Source organism: Niallia sp. 01092 (genome assembly GCF_052318935.1).
In the GTDB taxonomy this organism is placed as follows: Bacteria; Bacillota; Bacilli; order Bacillales; family Cytobacillaceae; genus Niallia.
Genome location: NZ_JBQRKO010000038.1, coordinates 1 through 23,130, shown reverse-complemented (window position 1 = coordinate 23,130; position 23,130 = coordinate 1). Strand labels below are relative to the sequence as shown.

Here is a 23,130-nt window from a genome sequence, read left to right as displayed (position 1 = left end):
ATTATAAATAGTTAAAATAAAAACTTCTAAGAAAAGAACGTTTCTTCGAAGTTAGAAACCAAGAAATAAAAGAACGTAAAAAATACGGTCTTAAAGGCGCTCGTCGTGCACCTCAGTTCTCAAAACGTTAATAAACCTTATATACCAAGGTTTTGCCCTCTATGCTCTTATGGAGCAGGGAGGGCTTTTTCATGTCCAAATTTGGAATTGAATACCCCTTGAATACCCCGAGCTAAAATTTCATGTACTTCTGGAACATCTTGGCTGTTTTCTCCTTCGCTTCATCAGTCACATGAGTGTAAATATCCATCGTGGTTTGAATATCCGTATGTCCGAGCCGAGCTTGTACATCTTTGATGGAAGCACCAGCTGCAAATAACAAACTGGCATGTGTATGCCTAAAGGCGTGAACATTTATTTGCGGCAGCTCTGGGTTCTTTTGATAGATCCGCTCCAGCTTTTCATTCAAGTAAGCCAGTCGGCAATAATCCATTTCATGTTTTAACTGATTATAGACCGTAAAGATTGGCTGCTTATCATCAGATTGAAAAGGAGCGGCAAGTTCTAACGTCAGATAGCGCTGTATTTGCTTACTACGCCATTTCTTTAAGATCGCCATTGTTTCATCGTCCACGCTAACCACACGCCGAGAGGCCTTTGTTTTCGATGTCTGGAGCTGCTTTTTGCCACTCGTGTGAATCAATGTCTTTTTCAAGCTGATCGACTTATGATGGAAGTCCACGTCCGACCAATGCAGGGCATACAGCTCCCCCTTGCGTGCTCCTGTGAAGGAGAGTAGTCGAAACATGGTATAAGCCATGTCGTCGTCCTGAATTCATGGGCATGGGGAATCCGATTGGAATCCTGAGAAGTATACAGCTAAGGCAATGGCGAAAGATTTTGCTGAATTTATTGAAGTGGAAATAGGTGAGAAAACAGTTATATCTGGTCATTCATCAGGCGGAATGATTGCAGCATGGATGGCGGCATATTATCCTGAATTTGTACTAGGCACTGTGATTGAAGATTCACCTTTCTTCTCAACGGAACTAGATAGACGAGAAAACACATATGTTTGGGTATATGGGTTTCAAATGTATGAAGACTTTAAAAATCAACACGAAGTGAAAGATTACTTCACTTACTCTTTAGAGAACAGTTACTGGAAAAAAATGTTTGGGAATTTTCTTTGGAATAAATTTTCGAAAGATGCCATAGCATATCATGAAAAACATCAAAATGAGCCAGTACATTTAGCTTATTTACCTCCACAAATCAATAGAATGTTTGAATCCGAAACTTATCTATTCGACCGCAAATTCGGAGAAGCATTTTATGATAATTCATGGTTTGAAGATTATAATCAGGCAGAAATAATGTCAAAGATTAAGAGTCCAACAGTGTTCTTAAAAGCAAATACTACTTATGACGGCAATTTATTAGTAGCAGCGTTATCAGATGAGGATGCTGATCGCGTAGTTGATTTATTAGAAAATGGAAAAAGAATTGATATTGATACTCCTGAACATGATATCCATTATGATAAACCAAAAGAATTTACGGAGGCTCTGGTTAGTTTTTTGGAAGACCTACAATAGATGAAGTAAACTCTTTACAATCAAGAATTTCTGGTCACAGTGATCAAAAATTAAGAGGGGATTCCCCATTTATGGGAGATTATTTTAATCAAAATCTCAACTAGGATATCAAAACCTTCATTCGATACTTGGATTGCATCGGCATCAGGCAAAATATTGGACGAACATACACTGGTAATTACGGAGGCAAATGACTTTTCAAAGGAATGGATCAAGGAGGGATATGAGCATCTCTTTATGGAAGTGTTAAAAGAGTTAACTGGTCAAGATTTCAAAGTAAAAGTTATATTCCTTGATATACAAAAATATTAATACTAAAATTGAGATGGATAAGGAACAAGAGATGGGGTATATATTGCTTGCCTGCAAGGAGATTGGCTTATCCTCTAATCAAGTGAAGCAAATTCATTCAAGCCTACTTGCTCAGTTTAATACACATACACCTGAAGAAGCTAAAAGGGAAGGGATAAACTGGTTCCAATCACTTGAGAAGGAATAACTCAACAAACATAAAAATCCCAGAATCAGTGAATTCATAGACATCAGAAGTCTCAATCTGACATTACCCAAGATAGGAGAGTCAAATAGTACCAAAAGATTATGTACATAGAGCGAGAAGGTTCGTAGAGAATTGGTGCGAATGAAGAACGGGTTCACTATCAAATATTTTACTTACATTCGACAAATATCGGGTTGCTTTGGGGCGTCACTGTACCAAAATTAATTGGCGAAGAACAACCACCTGGTCGTGGTAGACCAAGAAAAATATTAACTACTGATAGAGCGCAACCCCAATCGGTATGGGTTTTACTGCCCGTTAGTGCGGGATAGAAGATGCTTATTGTTTATTTACTTTTAATCCGGAAAGAGTTCTAGACACTGCAACACTAGACATACCAAAAAAACCGTATCCTACAAAGTGTAAGATACGGTTTTATTAGGCGTATTACTATATCCCTATCCTTACTAATGTTTATTTTTTAAAATAATCCGGTAAACGATAATTATCATATTTGCTATCTGCTTCAATTACGTCCTGAAATGACTGATTTTTATATGCCGATACAATATCTTTCGCCCATTGAGCATCTTTGTTCTTGTCGGTTACTGCAACAATGTTAATAAACGGTTCAGTCATATTCTCTAATTTCAAGGCATTTTTTAATTTTAATCCATTCGACACAGCAAAATTCCCTTGAATTGCTACATAATCACTATCATCTAACGCCCTCGCAGCATTTGCGGATTCTAATGGTATTAAATTGAGTTTGTGTGGATTACTCGTGACGTCATTTAAAGAAACGGACAATGGATCGTTCTCTTTTATTTCAATTAATCCAGCTTCTTTTAGTATTCCGAGCGCCCTTGCCATATTAGATGGATCACTTGGAATTGCTACACTCGCACCATTTTTAATATTTTCAAGAGATTTCTCTTTCTTAGAATAAATCCCCATGGGAGGTGTTGGCACCTGCACGATTGGAACATTATTAATTTTTTCTTTATTATTGATGGAAGTTAAGTATGTACGATGTTGAAACACGTTTGCGTCTACACTTCCTTCATCCAACGCTAAGTTTTCTTGCACACCGTCACTAAAATTCTTATACTCAATCGTATATCCTTTTTTCTTCAATTGTGGTTCAATTCCCTCTTTAAATTCATCGATATACGGGCCAGGACTAAAACCAACTATTAAACTTTTCTTATTAGGATCGCTACTAGCTTTCTTTTCGTCATTTCCACAACCCGTCAATACAAAGATAATAGAGACTACTATAAAAAGACTAATCCACTTTTTCATCCTTTACCCTCCAATAATGCATAATCAAATATACCTGTATTTGCAATTCTTCTTGCAGCTTCTCGTATTCTATCTTCTGACTCTAGTAAACCAAGTCTCACATAACCTTCTCCTCCAGGACCAAATCCTGTTCCTGGTGCAACTGCAACATGTGCCTCTACTAATAGTTTTTCAGCAAACGCTTCTGATGTATACAGCGCTGGAATTTTCGCCCATACAAAAAATGATCCTTTAGAAGGCTCAATCTCCCAGCCAATATCTTTAAAAGTTGTCACGAGTGTATTACGTCTCGTCTCATATAAATTTTTCAACTCTTGTACAGGTTTTTTCGGGCCATTTAATGCCGCTGATGCTGCATCTTGAACAGCTCCAAAGAGACCGCTTGCTGTATGGTCTTGGAAATTATTCAGTGCACGGATAATAGAAGCGTTTCCGACTGCAAAAGCTACGCGCCATCCCGCCATATTAAATGTTTTGGACAGCGTATATACTTCGATTCCATACTCTTTTGCCCCTTCTGTTTGTAAAAAGCTACGTGGTTTTTCACCATCAAATCCAAAAGCTCCATAGGCAAAATCATGAAAGACAGCAATATGATGTTGTTTTGCGAAAGCTACTGTTTCTTCAAAAAACGAAGCAGTAGCAACTGCACCTGTTGGATTGTTTGGATAATTCAACATTAATAATTTTGTACGAGCAGCAACATCTTGCATGACATCTTCATACGTTGGTAAAAAGTTTCGCGCCTCTGTTAATGGCAACGTGTGCACTTGGGCTTGTGCGACTTTCGCTGTAGAATGATAAATCGGATAACTAGGATCTGTCGTCATTAATACATCCCCTGGCTCCAATAAACATTGTCCAATTTCAGCAAGACCGATAACAGAGCCTGCAAAAACAGTAATCTCACTATCAATATCTAAATCTACATCATATTCTTCCTTATAAAATTGCTGAATCGCTTGTTTAAAAGCTAATTTTCCACCATGTGGAGCATATCCATGATTACTCGGAATATCCACCGCCCCTTTTAATGCCTCGACTATATGTACTGGCGTTGGTTGATCTGGATTGCCACGTCCAAAATCAATGATATCAATTCCCTTCGCACGATAACGAGCAACTTTTTCTACTAGTTCAAAGAAAAACATCGGTGGCAAACTATTAACGATAGATGATTGTTGAAACTGTACCATATTATCCCCTCTTTCTTTTTATCGCATAACATTGAAAAGTGAAAGCACCTCGTTCAGCCTCGACAAGTAAATGACGAGTCGCCATAGTAGGCGTTCTTTGACAACATAGGGGACTTGGCTTTTACTCTCGAGAGGCTAGGTGCTGTAACTAGATACCAAAAACCCTTCTTTTCGAAAGAAGAGTTTAGTAAACAAAAGCTCTTCTTATCTCCCGTATAGATTTTATCCCGCATTAACAGGTAGTAATATCCCCACTTCAAGGGCACTAAGTGGGGATAACTGACCGTAAAAGCCCGATTGGTTCAACTAACAATCAATGAGAGATGGAGCCCCTACTAATTGAAGTTTCACTTTACTCGTTGCAAGTAGCACAGTACTCAAAAACAAGCCTGTTGATGAAGCTTCATTAGGGCAAGTCCCTCCACTTCTCTTAATAAGGTTTTAATTCATAGTAATTTGATAGTATTAATGAGAGTTTAGATGATTCAAAATAGAAAGTCAATCAAAATTACCTGCCATATCACATAAAAAATACCGTTTCGCAACGGCATAATAGAACAACCATTATAACTGTCGATTGTTTCATAATACAGCATTTTACTACTTACACACTTACAATTAAACAGGAAGCTATTTACGGAGAAGTAAGCCAAAACTTACAAAATGTACAAGTGTATCAGTTTATAACAGGTTCAAATTGGGCTAAATATGATGGGATTTGGCATTATTATGATTCTGCGACAGGTAAATTTTCTACTGGTTGGAAAGTAATCTCTAAATCGCAGTATAATTTTAATAAAGACGGGGAAATGCAGACAGGCTGGCTGACGATAAATGGCAAAAAGTATTATTTCAATACAAAGGGAATGATGCAGACAGGCTGGGAAAAAATAAGCGGCAAGCAGTATTACTTTAATACATCTGGAATACTGCAGACTGGTTGGCAAAAAATAAAGGGCAAGCAGTATTACTTCAATACATCCGGAATACTGCAGACTGGTTGGCAAAAAATAAGCGGCAAGCAGTACTACTTCAATACATCTGGAATAATGCAAACAGGCTGGCAAAAAATAAAAGGCAATAAATATTACTTTAACACCAAGGGAATGATGGTGACTGGCAAACAGAAAATAAATGGGAAATATTATTATTTTACTCACCAAGGTATTTTGAAAAAATAGAGTTTATCGATAAGAAAGCAATTAGCTATAAAACAATAAAATACCTTATTGAATAAAGAAGGATTGCTTCTGTAATCCTTAGGCTGTCGAGAAATCTCGACAGCCTTTACTTTTTTCTTCTTCTATTCACCGCGGTATTTTAAAATAATATGCCAATCTAATATAGGTTGGTGATATACATGACTAAAAATCTAGGGGGATATTTAGTATATATTATACAAATATTAATTCAGGTAAACTATAAAACATGTCTTTAAAGTGTTAAACTATTAATTTAATGGGCATATGCTTAAAAGTGGTAGGTTTTTTAATTGTTGGCGAGTGTTGGAGATATAATATTAAGGACTATTCTTGGTGATACTATATTTAACATTATAAGGGTTTAAATTTAGAGCATTTTGGAGAATACGCTTTGAATGCTGTGAAAATAGTCAATATTTCAGGAGGATTAAAGATGAATATGAATAATAATGATATATTAATTAGATTAAGATATGCTCTAGATATAAAAAATGCAGATATGGTAGAGATATTTAAACTTGGAGGCATTGAAGTAACAAAAGAAGAAGTGCTAAAGATGCTCATAAAATCGAAGGACAGTTACCATAATGAAGTGGACAGTGATGGTGATATAAATGAAGATAATATAGAATGCAATAATTTCACGTTAGAGTCATTTTTGAATGGCCTTATTATATTTAAAAGAGGAAAACAAGATTCAAAACCAGGTCAACCTGAAAGACCAGCAATTTCTATAAAGAATAATGGAAGTGTTAATAATGTATTGCTAAAGAAATTGAAAATAGCACTAGCATTAACAAGTGAGGACATGCTTGATATCTTAGAAAAAGCAGGAGTCGTTATAACAAAAGGAGAATTAAGCGCTTTATTTAGAAAAGAAGGACATAAGAATTATGTAGAGTGTGGTGATAGATACGCTAGGAATTTCTTAAAAGGATTAGCTTTAAAATATAGAGAATAAAAAAATCCTCGTAGCTTAGATGGTATTGAAGAGATAACAAAATAAATTTCCCGTACAAAAAATAACTCCAAATAAGACCCTCTATTCGTAAAATGACTATTTCCGAATAGAGGGTCTTATTTGATACAAATCCTTGTCCTCCAGTATGTTCTTTTCGGTCAACATCGGCGAACTTTATTTTCCCTAACTTCTGGTCACAGTACGTCCCGGATTTGTCGAAGATTGATAGAGTAGTAGTACAAAAGCTTTTTCCTTTGTTTATATGATGAAGGCGGAATATTTATTTAGTGATTTAAAGATAGTAAATCTATTCGGTTTACCAATTATATATCCTATTTTCGCTTGTGTAGTTATGCTTTTTGTTAGCGTGGTTTACATCATTGCGATGTTGAAAGTGATAAGAGGGAGAGAAGTAAGCAATTAAGGATGGGGAATTTTCCCGTAAAATTGACACTTTTCTCATTCTAATTATCATTTTCCCAATATGCTTTAAACCTGTTGTTAGCGTTTTCTTCTGATGTTATTCTCAATTTATAGCAAAAAGAAAGCGTATTCACTAAAGAAGATCAGAAAAAGGAGATTAGAAAAATGGGATTAGTATTAGCACGAATTGATCAACGTTTGATTCACGGAATTGTAGTAACACAATGGGCAGCACACACAAAAGCAAAACGGTTGATGGTAGTCAATGATGAAGTAAGTAAAGATGAAGTTCAAAAAGCAGCGATGCGTATGAGCAAGCCTGCAGGAACTGGGATGTCGATCATTGATACGGACACTGCAATTGCCAACTTCAATGCGGGAAAATATGATAGCCATAATGTTTTATTAGTTGTTCGTGAACCTGAAACATTATTGAAGCTTGCTAAGGGAGGCGTCCAAATTCCGAAAGTAAACGTAGGGATTATTTTTGATGGTGAAGGCAAAACAACGGTGAAGAAAATGGTTTCTGTAGATGACAAAGAAGTAGCTGATTTAAAAGCTTTAGAACAAAAAGGAATTCCAGTCACATTCCACTTTGTACCGGGAGAAGTAGAAGAGCCACTAGAAAAATATATTAAATAACAAATAAAGTTCTAGTAGCTCCTTTCGTCAGAAATTACTAGAAGACTAGGAAGAGGAGAAAAAATGGAAATTATTCAAGGAATACTCATAATTGCATTGGCCTTTTGGATGGTTCTTGACCAACAAGGATTTGTCATTACGACTTGGTTCCCATCTATTATTGGAATGATTGCAGGGCTTATTATGGGAGATATGGCAACAGCAATGATTATAGCCGGGACATTCCAATTAATGGCTTTAGGGGTGGCGAATATTGGTGGTTCATCCGTTCCAAACTATGGTCTTGCGACACTTGTTGGGATTTATGTAGCAATCCGTACAACCAATGATGTTGAAAATGCGAAAGCTATTGCCTTAGCAGTAGGTGTACCCGTCGGAATGTTAGGGATTCAATTAGATGTTCTAGGGAAAATATTGAATTCATATGTATCTCATGCAGCTCAAAGTGCGTTAAATGAAGGGAAATTCAAGAAAATGGAACGAATTTTTTGGATTGGACCTCTAATCTTTGGTTTAACCACAGCTATTCCAACTGCACTTTGTGTGTTATTCGGAGATAAGATTGTTAAGTTGATCTTGGAAATTGTTCCTAAATGGTTTACAGATGGATTATCAATTGCTGGTTCTATGCTGCCAGTGGTTGGGATTGCGTTATTACTTCAATTTATGCCAGTGAAGAAATACTTAACAATGCTTTTAATTGGATTTGTGATTTCTGCGTATCTTGGCTTACCAATCCTGGGCATTGCAATCTTAGGTTTTGCATTTGCATATTACTACTTCACACAAAATATGAATAAAACCCCTGCGACAGCTGGGACGGCAGATGCTGATACATTTGGTGAAGGAGACGACTTTGATGAATAACACAGAGAAGACAAATGATGTTGTAACGAAAAAAGACATTCGAAAAGCAGCCATTCGCTATATGTTCATGGCTTGTAACACATTTAACTATGAAAATCAACAAGGTCCGGCAGTTGTATATGGATTGAGCAAAATTTTACGAAAAATCCATAAAAAAGATGAGGATTATAAAGCATCTTTAAACAACCATTTTAATTATTTCAATACCACTACCTGGATGGCGAATTTACTTTTAGGAGCCTCTGTGGCGATGGAAGAAAAAGATGGAATTAAGTCAAAAGATGCGGTTCAAGCATTCAAAACAGGAATGATGGGACCGTTAGCTGGTGTTGGAGATACGCTTGTTTGGGTACTTTATCCAACAATTATGGGATCGATTGCTGGGTATATGGGGTTGCAAGGAAATCCAACAGGTTCCATTATTTGGTTGCTATTAAATATTTTCTTCTTCTTTTTCCGTGTGAAATTATTCGAATTGGGACACACATCTGGTTTGAAATTAATCACTGCTCTTGGGGATAAATTAAATATCTTCACCGAAGCCGCTTCAATCATGGGTTTAACAGTAGTTGGAGCATTAATTCCTTCAGTTGTAAAAATGAATATTCCAATTGAATTTAAAACTGGGAAAGTAGAATTACCTATTCAAACAGAAATTTTAGATAAAATTATGCCTGCTTTACTACCAGCTGCTTTAACATTTGTTGTCTACAAATTGATTGCTTCGAAGAAATTTAGCGTGACGCAAATTATTTTCATGGTCATTGCATTGGCGTTGATTTGCTCATTCTTTGGGATTTTAGGAGTTTAAATCGCCTAGCTTCAGAGTGTAGACAAAGTGATTTTAGCAGAAACTTCATTTAAAGAGGATGTTCAAAAGGGCACCCAACTAAAGCTGTGAATCTCTTCGTTGGTTTGCTTCTAAATTTGTTGCTTTTTTGAACACGTAATGAAAGAAAGGAAACGAAATGTATGCGAAAAATTATTATTGCGAGTCATCATAAAATGGCAGAAGGTGTAAAAGATACTTTGAACTATATAACAGGAGATCATGGCAATGTTCATGCGCTTTCTGCATACTTAAATAATACACCGATTCAGGAAGAAATTGAAGAATTGTTAAAAGATGTAAAGGGAGAAGACGAAGTATTGGTCTTCACAGACTTATTAGGAGGATCAGTCAATCAAGCATTCTTCCCATATACCGCCCGTCCGCATTTTCATGTGATTACGGGAATAAATTTACCGGTTATTATGTCTTTGATATTGGAGCCTGATAATGACTATTTAACAGTCGATCAGATCCGTTTTGCTCTAAATGAAGCAAAGGAGCAGTTAGTGTATGTGAATGACTTTGTAGCGAATATGTCAAAAGATGACGAAGACGATGAGTAAGGAGAAGCTGATGGAAAAAGATTGGTGGAAAAAAAGTGTCGTTTATCAAATATACCCACAAAGTTTCAATGATACAACTGGAAGTGGGACAGGTGATTTAAACGGGATTATCGAAAAACTCCCCTATTTAGCGGATTTGGGCATTGATGTGATTTGGTTGAACCCTATTTATCAATCGCCTCTGGTAGATAATGGATATGACATTGCGGATTATTTTAAAATCAATCCTGAATATGGAACCATGGGTGATTTCAAACGACTTTTGGATGAAGCGCATCTCTTAGGTATCAAGATTATTATGGACTTGGTGGTTAATCATACGAGCGATCAACATGAATGGTTCAAAAAATCTTGTGAATCGCGTGATAACGAGTATGTTGATTTTTATATTTGGAAAGATCCAAAAGAAGATGGAAGTGCACCAACGAATTGGGGCTCAACGTTTGGTGGTCCGGCCTGGGAGTATGTAGAAAGTCGCGGACAATATTATCTGCATTTATTTGCTAAAGAGCAACCCGATTTGAACTGGGAGAATCCAAAGGTTCGTGAAACAATTTACGACATGATGAAATTCTGGTTTGAACTGGGGATTGATGGATTCCGAATGGATGTAATCAGTTTGATTAGCAAACGTCAAGATTGGCCAGATGCACCAGAAGATGCAGTCTATACAAAATCATATTATATCGGTGCCTCAAATGGGCCACGTGTACATGAGTTTCTTCATGAAATGAATCGCGAAGTATTAAGCAAATACAATATCATGACTGTGGGAGAAACGGCGAATACAAATAGTGATCAAGCGATTTTATACACGGACCCTGATCGAGAAGAATTAAATTTAGTCTTTCATTTTGACCACATGCATTTAGACTATGGACCATATGGTAAGTTTTCAGATGTTCGCTTTAAGATGAGCGAGTTGCGAGACGTTATGACTGAATGGCAATGCAAGCTAGAAGGTCGTGGTTGGAACTCGCTTTATTGGAGCAACCATGATCAACCACGTGCGGTTACCCGTTTTGGAAATGACACGAACTATCGAGTAGAATCGGCGAAAATGTTAGGAACACTTCTTCATATGATGAAAGGCACGCCTTTTATTTATCAAGGGGAAGAGTTAGCAATGCGCAATGTTCGCTTTACTGCCTTTGATCAATATAAGGATATTGAAACCTTAGGAGTGAAGAAAGAATTTGAGGAACACGGACTTCCAGAAGCGTACATTAAAAAGTCAATTTTTTTGAAATCACGTGATAATGCGCGTACGCCAATGCCTTGGAATGGAAGTGAAAAGTCTGGATTTACTACCGGAACACCCTGGATTGATTTTAGTCCGGATAATGTAAACATTAACGTAGAAAATTGTCTAGCAGATAAAGATTCTGTGTATTACCATTACAAAGAATTAATTCGCCTTCGCAAAGAGTTACCAGTTGCTGTTGATGGAACCTATAAACTGATTAACCCGACTGATTCCGATGTCTATGGTTATATACGTATACTTGAAAAGCAAAAATTAGTGGTGATTTGTTCATTTGCAGAAAACAAAGTGAACTACACTTTACCAAAAGAGTTAAAAAAATCATCCGGAAAATTGTTATTATCAAATTATCATGATACAAAGAAAGAACTAGACAGCTTAGAGCTTCGCCCGTATGAAGCAGCAATCTATCTTATTGAAGAATAAAGGACTAACTTGACTAGTAAGAAATCTACTCTTGCTAGTCTTTTTTACGGTATACTGAAAAGAAAGTCTACAGGCTGAAGTCCTTGTCGAAACAGATAGTGTGGACAGTGATAACAATAATTCGGGTAGCAATTGCAATGTAGATAAACTACAGGAAAAGAGAGCAGGCTTCCGTTGGATCTTTTCTATACATCTATTATAGTCTGGGTACTAGAACAATTTCGGTAGGAAAATATTGTATGAAAAATCTGACTTTTTTAGAGAAAGCATTAGGTGAAAACCTATCTGAAATTCATTTTACAAGGTGGAAATGGTATGGAATTTGAGTTAAGTGTAAAGATGAATTATGACAAATTGACCGATTCTGAAAAAGGAATGGTAAAATTTATGATGAATCGACCGCAAGATGTCATTGATATGAATATTGTAGAATTGGGCGAGGCGATGCTTAGTTCAAAAAGTTCGGTGCTTCGCTTAGCAAAAAAGCTGGGATACCGTGGATTTTCAGAATTAAAGTATGTCATTCGCGAGTCCATGACTATCTCAACATTAGAGCCCTCTGATTTGACTCAATTATTAAAACAGGATTTAGATTGGATATTTCGTTATGTGGAACAAACGAATTTTCAACCTTTCTTACAGAAGTTAAAAGATGCACGCATGGTCTTTTTATACGCTACTGGTTTTTCACAGAATAATTTCACGAAAGAATTTTCTAAGGATTTGATGATTGCGAATCGGTCGAATATGTTGATTTCCGGCGATTCAAACTTGTCGATAAGTAGTTCTATCATAATGGAAGAGGATTTGATTATTTTCACTTCATTTAGCGGTGAAACAGCCGGTATAAAAGATGTCATTCGAACGTTAAAAATGAAAAATGTACCAATTGCGACGATTACGAAGTTTGGTAGTAATTTTTTGAGTGAAAATGCCGACTATTCATTCTTTTTTGAAGCAACTCCACTACCGAGCCATCAGCATAAGCAATTAGTCCATTCGATTATTGGTTTAGAAGTGATACTCGATGTAATTGCACGAAAATATCGTGAGTTTATTCTCTTTGATGAGTAAAAAAAGAAATCCGGGCTACAAAATAAGAGGTAGCTTGGATTAATACGTGAAATAGGCATAATATTACATATCATCTCAAAACTTATATGAGCGGATGATGCAATTTGGCAGTTGATTCAAATGTGATGAGAGGTTAGAAATGAGCTTTATTTGCAGGGAATCGCTCTTTTTTTGTCGAAATAATGCGTGGAAGGAGCGAATTTTTATGGCAGAGGTTAAAGCGGTAAAAATTGATGGGAAGAGTATCCATGTATTTAATAGTGCGATCTATATCTTTGAGTCAAGTACGGGATATACTTTGGAATTAGATATCATTGTAAGTGAAGTTGTTGTGAATAAATATAAACATGAGGAAAACCTTATTTTAGAGATAGAATTGCAAGATGGCAGAGTAATAAATTCATTTATGCACTTAAAAAGCTTATCAGGAGGATTGCCTCAGCTTAATTTATTTTGTGAACTGAATGATATGGAAGAATATCAAGATTTTCATTTAGTGAACGAAAACGATTCTTTTTTTTCAAATATAGAAGAGGGGATCACTTTAGAGGAAATAAGAAAATATGAAATGCCGAATGAAAAAGTCATATTAAAATTAAATTTGCCAATTGATCAAGCAGAATGGATAAAGCAGAAAAAAAACAAGGAATTAGCAGAAATATTTAAAGAAGCTATATATGATTATTGGAAAAAACACGGAAATGAATAATGATTATACATAGATAAGAATATCAGTAGAGTATGCAATGTAATAATAGGAAGTAATGAAGGGGGGAATCACGATAAATCTCAAAGAGAAGGCAAAACAGCTTCCCTCATCCCCAGGAGTTTATTTATGGAAAGATGCCTCTGATCATATCATATATGTGGGAAAATCGAAAAATTTAAAAAATAGAGTTCAATCTTACCTTCAAAACTCCAAGAATCATTCTAAAAAGGTTGAAAAGCTTGTCAAACAATTAAGAGATTTTGACTATATTGTAACTGATACAGAATTTGAAGCTTTTATGTTGGAATGTCATTTAATAAAGGAATTAAAACCATTTTATAATAAATTGATGAAAAGTCCTCAATCATACACGTATATTATGATCCGCATGGATAAAGGGCTTTATAGGATAGAGCAGACCAATCAGATGAATGAAAATGACGGCAATCTATATTTTGGTCCATATTCAAGCAAAAATACTGTAGAAAAAGCAATCATTGGGATAAAAGAATTTTTTAAAATGAATTGTAATAGTTTATCCAATAAAAATACGCCATGCTTAAACTATTCATTAGGATTGTGTATCGGCATGTGTTTTAACCGTTCAGCAATGGAGCAGTACCATCACATCATTAATAGAATCATTGCTTTACTTGAGGGGACAGATACAAGCATCCTCGAAGAAATGGAACAAAAAATGATCGATGCTTCGATAAATTTTGATTTTGAAAAGGCAGCAAAGGTTAGAGACTGTATAGAAACTGTAAATTCCCTTTTAAAAAAAGAAAAAGTAATCGAATTCACAAAAGAAAATAACAATATGGTTGTGATGGAATGCGTAGATGACATTAAAGTGAAACTGTTCCTAATTAACAGGAATAAAGTTCTTTTTAATCAAATGTTTGAAATAGAATCCATTAAAAAACAATGTGCAACGATTAAATCAAATATTTTAGCGTATTTTAAAACAAAATGCCCTAATTCTCCCATTGTCATTACGAAAGATGAAATAGATGAAGCGCAGATCATCTATCGATATTTAAATAGTAATGCTTGCGAATATTTGAGTATTCCTGAAAAGTGGCTATACAAGGAAAACGATGACAAAATTGGTATAGCGATTCATGAAATTTTAAACTCAATACTAGGGGAAAGGTGCCAACCAAGTACATAAAAACACTACCTTGAAGTAGTGTTTTGTTTGAAAAAAATCCAAATCATGCTTCTGTTAAATCCTCTATTGAAACACTTTGTTTAGTATTTGGATCGTCAAGAGGATGGATGGTAGCTGTTCCATTTTGTTGGTCTACATGTTCAATATAGATACGTTTTCCGTTATATGTAACATTAGCCATTGTCTCTAAACTAGAAATGATTTGTGCGCGTTGTACGTCCATGATAGAACCTCCTTTCTTTTTTAACAGTTACAGTATTTGTATTATGCTGATTAATATACGTTTGTTGCCAAAAAAAACGGTTATCACAGATTTAGAGAAACATAAGCAGTTGCATGCTATTATGGAAGGAGTTGCCTGAGGATTCATCATAGAAAGGAGCAGTTATATGAATTTTAGTATGAAAGAGGCTATTGAGATTCTGGAGCGTACACCACAAACATTGGAGTATTTTTTATCTGGGTTATCTGATGGGTGGCTGCAATGCAATGAAGGAGCAGGAACTTGGAATGTCATTGAAGTGGTTGAACACCTTATTGAGGGAGAGAAAAATAATTGGGTACCAAGATTAGAATTTATTCTTCAGGAAGGTGAAAGTAAACCATTTCCGCCGTTTGATCGTTATTCGCACTTAAATGACAGTTCTGAAAGACCGCTTGAACAAAAGCTGTTTGAATTTAAAACGATTAGAACACAAAATATAACTAAGCTTAAGAGTATTATTGATCCTGAATTGCATCTTGAATGGACGGGTTCACATCCTGCATTTGGCGTAGTGAAGTTAAGGGAATTGCTTTCTACGTGGGTTGTTCATGATCTAACGCATATTTCTCAAATTGTACGGGTAATGGCTGAGAGATATAGGACGGATGTTGGGCCTTGGAAAGAATATTTAGGTATATTGAAAAAGTGACAGGAGAAAAAAGGTCAGATCCCGAATGTGAAATTTATCAAAGTGGGGTTTGATCTTTTTTTCTTGATTATCTCATCATGGTTAGCGAGATTAAATGTAAATTTTAGAGAAGGTGAAATGATTTGCAATGGAGTAAGTTGAAAAATACGGTGGAAAGTTTTCTCTGTGATAGGTTAAAAGGGCGTATCGAATTACATGCAGCGGTTTATCGGAAATTTCATGATGGTCCAAGGAGAGTCTGGATTACATTTGAAAAAGAAGAAATATTAAGTGCTGCGGATGTTACATATGCAGTAAAACATGAGAAGTTATATCAACAAATAAAAGAGGAAAAAAAGCTAAAAGGAATTCCTTATAACCGAGATTGGAAGGTAATGTTCAACTCACAGGAACGACAAGAGTTGGTAAAAGCTTCAGATGATGCGGAGGAAATCTTGATAAAAGAAAGCATTTTTTCAAGCTATCATCTATATGAATCCTTTAAGATGTATAGTTCTTTATCTATCGACGAAGCAGTGAAATCAGAAAATAACATTATTCGGGCTTTTTCGATGTTCGATAGACGGTTAGGTAAAAGAAGGTTGAAAGAATTAACATTTCCTCAGAACACCCACCCATTGATTATTAATTGCTACAAAATAAGATGTGATGTGGAGGGACTAAAACAACGAGGTGAGAAGGTATAAAATTCATTTCACCTCTTGTTTTAACTGTTATTATTTGAATAACTGATCAATCTGTTCTCGATCATAATACAATATCCAATTATTTAGTTCTTCATACAGTAAACGTAAATCCTCCTTATTAGAAGAGATAACGTCACAGCCTCGATCATCATATAGGTGGTAAATCATTTTTTTTGTTACATTTATGAAGTAAATATCATAACCAGGACGGTAGTGATTTTTTAAAATACGTGTCGGATGTGGAAAGTCTTCATAGCTTATAGCGGATAGCAGTTGACTATATCGAATATCTTTCTTTTTACAAGACAGAACAAATCGATGGGTAACCATATCTTCATTATCTTCTTCAAAACCTTCCTCCGAGAATACGCTTGGCAATAACCTATATTGCAGTTTTTTTAACACTTCTTTACGCTTAACATATTTTTGATACACCTTTGTTGGTCTTTTTTGTAAAAAAGTATCATGTTTTTCACTATAAATGTCAGTGACGAGCAGCATTTCATCCGTATCATTAAAAGCTTTATTAAAAATTCCAGTGCTTCTTTCTTTGATTTGCTGAAGATTGCGTTTATCTTCGTGTTTCACACCTGGTATTGAAATTTCAAAGCGAATGCCATATTTCCATGAATAAAACAAGGGTGTTCTTAGGGGTAAGTTTTCAAAGTTTTCGAACATGAATTTATTTAACATTAATAATTCTCCTGTCATTTCGATATTTTGTATTTTTGCTGAATGTTATAATAACTTTTAATAGGAGCATGTACATGAATAAACACGAGTATTTTAATACAGTCAATTATACAGGGAATCATCTGCATGTAGGGAATTGGAAAGATGAATCCATGCCGTTGATTGAAGCAATTGCTTGGGTAAGACAGGATTGTTTAATGGATTTGTTTTTTGATGATTTTGAAACAGACAATGAAATACAAGAAATATTTTTAAATAATGGATATTTTTACGAAAAGTTTAAAGGTGGATACATTGGCACTGTAAAAACGGATGAAGAAGCATATAACATGTTCCAAAAATGGGTGGAGGAAGTATTATATCCTTATCGGAATCTAGATAAAACTTAAATTAAAGGTGCAGAGTGAAACAAATAAGGTTAATGAAGTGGTAGGTAATGGGTACATAAAGAAAAAATAAGTAGTTTAAAAGTCAAACACCAAGGTGGAAACATGAATAATTACACAGAATTTATACCAAGAAATAAGCATGACTTTGAAAGAGTGGACCAATTAAAGAAGTTGAATAGAAGTGAGATATTACCTTTGTTGCCTCGTCTTATGGAATGGACTCAGGATATGAATTGGCCGATAGCAAATGAAGTGGCGGAACTTCTATTAACATTCCCGAATGAAATTATTCCGCTTATTAAAGATGTTTTAGCAACAAATGATAATGTGTGGAAGTATTGGTGTTTAGAAATTTTGGTCAAAAGATTACCTGATGATTTAAGGAAGCAATTTAAAAGTGATTTAATAAGACTTGTTGAAAGCCCAACAACAGAAGAAAGATTAGAAGATCTTGATGAAAAAGCCAACGGGATTTTACAAACGTTTTAGGAAAGTAGTTTGACTGTTAATGAACTTTTTCTAAATCTGAAATTAGGAATAAATCATAAGGTGGTGTTATGTTGGAAGATATGATGGATTTAATATCATCACTAAGAAGTAAAAAAGTAAAGGTGACTGAAATACCTAAATGGGGAACCTATCTACGGAAGCAATGGGAAGACAATTTTGCCAATCATCTTAGCGAGAAAGAAAAGAAAGCTATTTATCTTTATGATGAAGGTAGGTGGAGTGGCTTTTTGTGGCATCTATTTAGTTATGAAAAAAAGAAATGTTACAAAGAAGAACAAGCTGATATCGCATTTAATAGAGAATCAAAAAGATCCTGTTATGTTTTTTATCAGCATTCCGACGATGCTGTCATCCTTGAAAATGCCTTTTCTTTAACTGCTGATGATTTTGTAAACGAACATGATGTTTACGTAGTAGATAAGGGATTTAATTGGACTTATGTGAGAACGCATGAAACAGGTTGGTGTGGTCCGTATTTTAGTCGGAAAAATAAATAGATTTTTTAGCACTTAGTAGTAATGACATATATTTTTAGGCTGTTTTCTCGAAGTTAGTTGTTTTTTACGTAAAAAAATGGGAAAAGAAGTACTCAGCAGACTGAATACACGTAGACTCCTGTGGGAATGCGAGAAAGACGATACCCCACAGGAGCGTAGACGATGAGGAGGCTCGACGCTCGCCCACGGAAAGCGAAGTGTATTCAGGCTGCGAGTTTAAAAGCGACAATCTTTACGAAAACAGCATATTTTTAAAATTGGAAGGGATATTTCACTCCAACAATGAAAATAGTCTGAAAAAAGTTTATTATTGAAAGTATAAAGGAGGAGTACATATGAAATACAATACAATTAAACATACTGATTTAGAAGTTTCTAACATTATTATGGGCAATATGCGTATAGTGCAGCTTTCTTTAACAGAGGCAGAGAATCTTATTCGTACTGCAATGGATGAAGGCATTAATTTCTTTGATCATGCAGATATTTATGGTCCTGATTATATTGGTCAATGCGAAGCTTTTTTTGCGGATGCGATTAATATGAATGCAGCGATTCGTGAAAAAATGATTATACAGAGTAAATGCGGCATTCGTCCGAAAGAAGGGTATTATGATTTTTCAAAAGAACATATCTTAGAATCTGTAGATGGAATATTAAAGCGCTTAAAAACAGAATATTTAGATACGCTGTTGCTTCATCGTCCTGATCCGTTAATGGAACCTGAAGAAGTAGCAGAGGCGTTTGAAGTTCTTCATCAAAGTGGAAAGGTAAGATACTTTGGTGTATCCAATCATAATCCTGGCCAAATAGAGTTATTGCAAAAATACATTCCACAAAAGCTAGTAATCAATCAAATTCAATTTAGCATCGCACATACACCTGTTATTGATAGTGGTATTTCTTTAAATATGAAAATTGATCAATCAGTTAATCGTGACAGCAGTGTCTTAGAATATTGTCGTTTGCATGATATTACGATGCAGGCATGGTCTCCTTTCCAAACAGGATTTTTCGATGGGCCATTTTTAGGGGATTTAGAACGTTTTCCACAATTAAACGAAGTGGTAGACAATATTGCAAGTAAGTACGGTGTTACAAACACAGCCATTGCGATTGCTTGGATTACCACTCATCCAGCCAATATTCAAGTAGTGCTTGGGACGACGAATCCGCAAAGAATGAAGGATGCATGCAAAGGGGCAGATATTAAATTAACAAGAGAAGAATGGTATCAAATTTATAAAGCAGCAGGTAATATGGTGCCTTAATGGAGATAATAAAGGCTGTTTTCGGATAGAATGTTGCTTTTAAACGCGCAGCCTGCATACACTTCGCTTTCCGTGGGCGAGCGTCAAGCCTCCTCGTCGCATACGCTCCTGCGGGGTCTCGTCTTTCTCGCATTCCCACAGGAGGAGTCTACGTGTATGCAGGCTGCTAAGAAACGCTTTTCCAAATGTATTATTAAAAAACAACAAACTTTTTTGAGAAAACAGCCTAATAAAAAAACACTGAAGCTTTTTTTATTGTTTCAGTGTTTTTTCAGATTTTTAATTATTTTCTATCTAGGTTTTAGGCTTTTTGAGAATGTTTCCAAGCAGAAAAATAGCGTTCTAACGATGTTAATATCCAGTTGATTCCTAAACCTACTAACGAGATAGTGATAATTCCTGCATACATATTTGGGATTTCAAAGTTTAGTTGTGAATAATTAATTAAGTAGCCTAATCCAGAGGTGGCTCCTACCATTTCAGCAGCAATTAATACTAAAATAGAACTTGCTCCTGCAAGACGAATGCCAGTGAAAATGGTTGGTACAGAAGCTGGCAGTATTACTTTTTGAAATAACCGAAGTGATGACAGCCCCATTGATTTTGCTGATTTAATAAGCAAGGGATCTACTCCTTTTACAGCACTAACCGTATTTAATAAAATAGGCCATGAACATGCATACATAACAATCGAAATTTTAGACGATTCACCAATGCCTAAAATGAGAATAAAAACTGGTAAAATTGCTAATGCGGCTGTGTTTCGAAATAATTCTAATACTGGTGTTAATGTTTCAGCCACAGGCTTATACCAGCCAACTAATAAACCAAGTGGAATCGCTACAATTAATGCTAAAGAGAAACCAATAAATGATCGAAATAAACTTGACCCTACATGATTTACTAATTCACCCGATAGTAATAATTGGAACCATGCATGTGCTACTTCTGAGAAAGGTGGGAAAAATGCAATTTCCACTAAACCAAGCCGAGGTATTATTTCCCAAATAGCTAGTAATAATAGGATAGCCAACGATCTTTTTAAAGCTGCTTTAAAAAATGCTATTGGCAATATATAGTTCTTTTTCGTGTTTTTTTGTCTTAATGCTGTCGCTTCTTCTAAACTAGCCATGTTTAACTTCCTTTCTTTTAATGCTTCCTAATTGTTTTTCTTTTTCTAACTGCTGAGCTCTAGCAACCTCTTCGTGTAAAAGTTCCCAAATATTGTGGCGAATTTTTGTGAATTCTTGATTGGCACGTAAATCTTGTTCACCTGTTCTTTCCATTAATGGAATATCGATAATTTTCTTTATAGTACCAGGAGTAGAGGTCATTACAGCAACTCTTTGGCCTAAATAAACGGCTTCATCAATTCCATGTGTAATAAAGATGATGGTTTTTTTTGTTTGTTCCCAAATTCGAAGCAACTCTTCTTGTAACGTTTCTCTCGTTTGTGCATCTAATGCTGCAAACGGTTCATCCATTAATAGCACATCAGGGTTATAAGCAAGGCTGCGGGCAATCGCTACTCGCTGCTTCATACCTCCAGACAACTCGTGGGGATATCGATTTTCAAATCCGGTCAAGCCAACAAGTGAGAGGTAATATTTAGCTTGCTCCACTCGTTCTTTTTTAGGTATGCCCTTTGCCTCTAAACCAAATTCAATATTGCCTTGCGCTGTCTTCCATGGGAATAGAGCATATTGTTGAAAAACAATGCCGCGATCAAGGCTAGGGCCTTTTATTGGTTTCCCGTCTAAAAAAATTTGACCAGACGTTGGTTTTGACAGCCCACCGACTAAATCAAGAAAAGTAGATTTACCACATCCGCTTGGTCCAACAATCACCATAAATTCTCCGGTTTTTACTTCAAAATTGATGTCATGAAGAGCTGTAAATTTTGTTACTGTATTTTTTTGTTTTACGTTATATTCTTTAAAAACATTCTGGAATTTGATTTTTGCTGTCATTGTTTCTTCTCCTTTTACTGATTTTTGTAAGGGTTATAATCGTTTGTAAACACATCGTTCGGAGTAAGCTTTCCTTTTTTTAATTTTCCTGATTTAACAAGCTGGTTAATCCAAATGCTAAATTCTTTATCTTGAAGCAGACCGCCTTTACCCGCTATTCCCGTACTTTTCCATAACTCTAGACCTGAAGTATCTACATTTGCTCCATCGCGATTTTTCACAATTTTTATAAATCGATCAATTACTTGGTCTCGTGAAGTTGTTTGTGCCCACTCAATCGCTTTAGCTGTTCCTTCAATGAATTGTTTTGCGGTGTTTGGATTTTCTTTTAAAAATTTCTTATTCATTACATAACTGCCAGCAGTAAAGTTGCCAAATATATCATAGTCAGTAACTAAAGGATGGATGCCGCCGCGCTGTATTGCTTTATCTCGAAATATTCCTCCGAATAGAGCAGCATCAACTTGATTGTGTCGTAAAGCCATCTCGATATTTCCGAGTGGGACAGGAACTAAAGTGATGCTGCTGATTTCTTTTTTCGTTAAACCATTTCGCTGCAAGTATTCTTTCAACATGTATTCTCCGTGGGCGCCAAGCGTATTTAATGCAACTTTTTTTCCAATAAGATCTTTTGCATTTTTAACCGAGCTATTATCTAACACCATAAGACCAACCCATGAATCTTTATCGATGCCGTAAGTACCTATAACAGACTTAATGGGAGCCTTCGCTGCAATTAACTTAATAATGGCGCCGTTAAAAGCACTGCCGAAATCTACATTGTCCGTTACAACATTTTGTATTTCCTGCGGACCTCCACTTGGCGGGATGCCGACATTTTTCAGTTTGATAGGTCCTAAATAGCCTAAATCTTCCGCTAGTTCAGGGTAGCTTACAGCTCCTGGGCTGCTATAGTAACGCAGCTCTGTTGTTTCATATTTTCCATCCGCTGATTTACTGGCCTTTTGTTGTTCGCATCCTGTTAGAAAAATCGATGTAAACATGACTAAAGTTAAAAATACATAGAAAGTATTTAGAAACTTTCTTTTTTCCACATTCATTTTTGTTCCTCCGTTATTTAAACAAATTTATATAATATAAAAATAAATCCTTCGCTTTACTTATACTGAAACGCATAAGTAAGACAAAGGATCCTTTGGTTGTCCAATCAGATCTTATGTATTTTTATATAATTGCATTATTCCGATTAAAATACAAGGTTTTATTTTTTAGAAAAATTTTAAGAAAATTTTTGTTTGTTGGTTAATTCCCATTGTTTCAACTATTGTCCTGTTTTTAAAGTGAAAAAATTTATATAATATAAAAATAAATCCTTGCTTACCAATCGGAATAATGTAATAATGTGGTTGGTTTTTAAATAGATGAAAATTTAACCAAAGTATTTTTTATGTAAGGGAAAGAATTTTGTTTTATTTTAATATAGAGGAGAAGAGAATGATGAATT

General features: G+C 35.4%; 27 protein-coding genes and 1 pseudogene. 20 read left to right on the top strand and 8 right to left on the bottom strand.

Annotated features, from left to right (window positions below; all coding sequences use genetic code 11):
* Window positions 1-47: 47 nt before the first annotated feature.
* Window positions 48-131, top strand: a pseudogene (gene rpsI, locus ACTXGU_RS21485) (30S ribosomal protein S9); the annotation flags it as partial.
* 101 nt (window positions 132-232) lie between these two features.
* Here the strand turns inward: rpsI and ACTXGU_RS21480 are convergent.
* A complete protein-coding gene (locus tag ACTXGU_RS21480; RefSeq protein ID WP_443483564.1) occupies window positions 233-820 on the bottom strand; it encodes a site-specific integrase in 588 nt (195 codons plus the stop codon).
* A 13-nt stretch (window positions 821-833) separates the two neighbouring features.
* Here ACTXGU_RS21480 and ACTXGU_RS21475 point away from each other — a divergent pair, with 13 nt between their 5' ends.
* The 3 genes from ACTXGU_RS21475 to ACTXGU_RS21465 are packed head-to-tail and all read left to right on the top strand — an operon-like array spanning window position 834 to window position 2,097.
* Window positions 834-1,598, top strand: coding sequence for an alpha/beta fold hydrolase (locus ACTXGU_RS21475; protein ID WP_443483568.1), 765 nt, complete (start codon window positions 834-836; stop codon window positions 1,596-1,598).
* Between the two features lie 60 nt (window positions 1,599-1,658).
* Window positions 1,659-1,910, top strand: coding sequence for a DnaA N-terminal domain-containing protein (locus tag ACTXGU_RS21470; RefSeq protein WP_443483567.1), 252 nt, complete (start codon window positions 1,659-1,661; stop codon window positions 1,908-1,910).
* Window positions 1,891-2,097 carry a hypothetical protein gene (locus ACTXGU_RS21465; protein WP_443483563.1) on the top strand — a complete coding sequence of 69 codons (207 nt, stop codon included), beginning with the start codon at window positions 1,891-1,893 and terminating at the stop codon, window positions 2,095-2,097. The genes ACTXGU_RS21470 and ACTXGU_RS21465 overlap by 20 nt, the downstream gene beginning before the upstream one ends.
* Before the next feature lie 474 nt (window positions 2,098-2,571).
* Here the strand turns inward: ACTXGU_RS21465 and ACTXGU_RS21460 are convergent, their stop codons facing one another.
* Together ACTXGU_RS21460 and ACTXGU_RS21455 are read right to left on the bottom strand one after the other, a co-directional pair.
* Window positions 2,572-3,402, bottom strand: coding sequence for a MetQ/NlpA family ABC transporter substrate-binding protein (locus ACTXGU_RS21460; RefSeq protein ID WP_443483562.1), 831 nt, complete (start codon window positions 3,400-3,402; stop codon window positions 2,572-2,574).
* On the bottom strand, window positions 3,399-4,598 hold the full coding sequence (locus tag ACTXGU_RS21455; protein WP_443483561.1) for an aminotransferase class I/II-fold pyridoxal phosphate-dependent enzyme: 1,200 nt from the start codon (window positions 4,596-4,598) through the stop codon (window positions 3,399-3,401). Before ACTXGU_RS21455 ends, ACTXGU_RS21460 begins: the two co-directional genes overlap by 4 nt.
* A 671-nt stretch (window positions 4,599-5,269) precedes the next feature.
* Between ACTXGU_RS21455 and ACTXGU_RS21450 the strand changes: the two genes are divergently transcribed.
* From ACTXGU_RS21450 to ACTXGU_RS21405, 10 genes are all read left to right on the top strand, one after another.
* Window positions 5,270-5,779: a hypothetical protein gene (locus ACTXGU_RS21450; RefSeq protein ID WP_443483560.1), complete on the top strand. Its 510-nt coding sequence runs from the start codon at window positions 5,270-5,272 to the stop codon at window positions 5,777-5,779.
* Between the two features lie 454 nt (window positions 5,780-6,233).
* On the top strand, window positions 6,234-6,761 hold the full coding sequence (locus ACTXGU_RS21445; RefSeq protein ID WP_443483566.1) for a DUF1456 family protein: 528 nt from the start codon (window positions 6,234-6,236) through the stop codon (window positions 6,759-6,761).
* A 588-nt stretch (window positions 6,762-7,349) separates the two neighbouring features.
* A complete protein-coding gene (locus ACTXGU_RS21440; RefSeq protein ID WP_443483559.1) occupies window positions 7,350-7,826 on the top strand; it encodes a PTS system mannose/fructose/N-acetylgalactosamine-transporter subunit IIB in 477 nt (158 codons plus the stop codon).
* A gap of 63 nt (window positions 7,827-7,889) precedes the next feature.
* Window positions 7,890-8,693, top strand: a complete 804-nt coding sequence (locus tag ACTXGU_RS21435) for a PTS mannose/fructose/sorbose/N-acetylgalactosamine transporter subunit IIC (protein WP_443483558.1) — start codon at window positions 7,890-7,892, stop codon at window positions 8,691-8,693.
* A complete protein-coding gene (locus ACTXGU_RS21430) occupies window positions 8,686-9,504 on the top strand; it encodes a PTS system mannose/fructose/sorbose family transporter subunit IID (RefSeq protein ID WP_443483557.1) in 819 nt (272 codons plus the stop codon). Before ACTXGU_RS21435 ends, ACTXGU_RS21430 begins: the two co-directional genes overlap by 8 nt.
* A gap of 161 nt (window positions 9,505-9,665) precedes the next feature.
* Window positions 9,666-10,088, top strand: coding sequence for a PTS sugar transporter subunit IIA (locus ACTXGU_RS21425; protein ID WP_443483556.1), 423 nt, complete (start codon window positions 9,666-9,668; stop codon window positions 10,086-10,088).
* Between the two features lie 10 nt (window positions 10,089-10,098).
* Window positions 10,099-11,778, top strand: a complete 1,680-nt coding sequence (locus tag ACTXGU_RS21420) for a glycoside hydrolase family 13 protein (protein WP_443483555.1) — start codon at window positions 10,099-10,101, stop codon at window positions 11,776-11,778.
* Window positions 11,779-12,093: 315 nt separating this feature from the next.
* Window positions 12,094-12,852 (top strand): MurR/RpiR family transcriptional regulator, encoded by a 759-nt coding sequence (locus ACTXGU_RS21415; protein ID WP_443483554.1) that lies wholly within the window; start codon window positions 12,094-12,096, stop codon window positions 12,850-12,852.
* Between the two features lie 205 nt (window positions 12,853-13,057).
* On the top strand, window positions 13,058-13,561 hold the full coding sequence (locus tag ACTXGU_RS21410; protein WP_443483553.1) for a hypothetical protein: 504 nt from the start codon (window positions 13,058-13,060) through the stop codon (window positions 13,559-13,561).
* 55 nt (window positions 13,562-13,616) lie between these two features.
* A complete protein-coding gene (locus ACTXGU_RS21405) occupies window positions 13,617-14,735 on the top strand; it encodes a GIY-YIG nuclease family protein (RefSeq protein WP_443483552.1) in 1,119 nt (372 codons plus the stop codon).
* 43 nt (window positions 14,736-14,778) lie between these two features.
* On the opposite strand, the gene ACTXGU_RS21400 is transcribed toward ACTXGU_RS21405, so the two are convergent.
* Window positions 14,779-14,958 carry a small acid-soluble spore protein H gene (locus ACTXGU_RS21400; RefSeq protein WP_443483551.1) on the bottom strand — a complete coding sequence of 60 codons (180 nt, stop codon included), beginning with the start codon at window positions 14,956-14,958 and terminating at the stop codon, window positions 14,779-14,781.
* A gap of 166 nt (window positions 14,959-15,124) precedes the next feature.
* Between ACTXGU_RS21400 and ACTXGU_RS21395 the strand changes: the two genes are divergently transcribed.
* The gene (locus ACTXGU_RS21395; protein ID WP_443483550.1) at window positions 15,125-15,649 is read left to right on the top strand and encodes a DinB family protein; all 525 of its coding nucleotides are present in this window, start codon (window positions 15,125-15,127) and stop codon (window positions 15,647-15,649) included.
* A gap of 122 nt (window positions 15,650-15,771) precedes the next feature.
* On the top strand, window positions 15,772-16,335 hold the full coding sequence (locus ACTXGU_RS21390) for an SF0329 family protein (protein WP_443483549.1): 564 nt from the start codon (window positions 15,772-15,774) through the stop codon (window positions 16,333-16,335).
* A gap of 30 nt (window positions 16,336-16,365) precedes the next feature.
* On the opposite strand, the gene ACTXGU_RS21385 is transcribed toward ACTXGU_RS21390, so the two are convergent.
* Complete coding sequence (locus ACTXGU_RS21385) at window positions 16,366-17,028, bottom strand: DUF3885 domain-containing protein (protein WP_443483548.1); 663 nt, start codon at window positions 17,026-17,028, stop codon at window positions 16,366-16,368.
* Between the two features lie 74 nt (window positions 17,029-17,102).
* Between ACTXGU_RS21385 and ACTXGU_RS21380 the strand changes: the two genes are divergently transcribed.
* From ACTXGU_RS21380 to ACTXGU_RS21365, 4 genes are all read left to right on the top strand, one after another.
* A complete protein-coding gene (locus ACTXGU_RS21380) occupies window positions 17,103-17,417 on the top strand; it encodes a hypothetical protein (protein ID WP_443483547.1) in 315 nt (104 codons plus the stop codon).
* A 102-nt stretch (window positions 17,418-17,519) separates the two neighbouring features.
* A complete protein-coding gene (locus tag ACTXGU_RS21375) occupies window positions 17,520-17,906 on the top strand; it encodes a DUF5071 domain-containing protein (protein ID WP_443483546.1) in 387 nt (128 codons plus the stop codon).
* Window positions 17,907-17,989: 83 nt separating this feature from the next.
* A complete protein-coding gene (locus ACTXGU_RS21370) occupies window positions 17,990-18,424 on the top strand; it encodes a DUF4275 family protein (protein ID WP_443483565.1) in 435 nt (144 codons plus the stop codon).
* Between the two features lie 335 nt (window positions 18,425-18,759).
* The gene (locus ACTXGU_RS21365; RefSeq protein ID WP_443483545.1) at window positions 18,760-19,695 is read left to right on the top strand and encodes an aldo/keto reductase; all 936 of its coding nucleotides are present in this window, start codon (window positions 18,760-18,762) and stop codon (window positions 19,693-19,695) included.
* A gap of 301 nt (window positions 19,696-19,996) precedes the next feature.
* On the opposite strand, the gene ACTXGU_RS21360 is transcribed toward ACTXGU_RS21365, so the two are convergent.
* From ACTXGU_RS21360 to ACTXGU_RS21350, 3 genes are read right to left on the bottom strand one after another with little or no spacing between them, the layout of a single operon-like run.
* Window positions 19,997-20,827, bottom strand: coding sequence for an ABC transporter permease (locus tag ACTXGU_RS21360; RefSeq protein ID WP_443483544.1), 831 nt, complete (start codon window positions 20,825-20,827; stop codon window positions 19,997-19,999).
* The gene (locus ACTXGU_RS21355) at window positions 20,820-21,665 is read right to left on the bottom strand and encodes an ABC transporter ATP-binding protein (RefSeq protein WP_443483543.1); all 846 of its coding nucleotides are present in this window, start codon (window positions 21,663-21,665) and stop codon (window positions 20,820-20,822) included. Before ACTXGU_RS21355 ends, ACTXGU_RS21360 begins: the two co-directional genes overlap by 8 nt.
* A 14-nt stretch (window positions 21,666-21,679) precedes the next feature.
* A complete protein-coding gene (locus tag ACTXGU_RS21350) occupies window positions 21,680-22,726 on the bottom strand; it encodes an ABC transporter substrate-binding protein (RefSeq protein ID WP_443483542.1) in 1,047 nt (348 codons plus the stop codon).
* Between the last annotated feature and the right edge of the window lie 404 nt (window positions 22,727-23,130).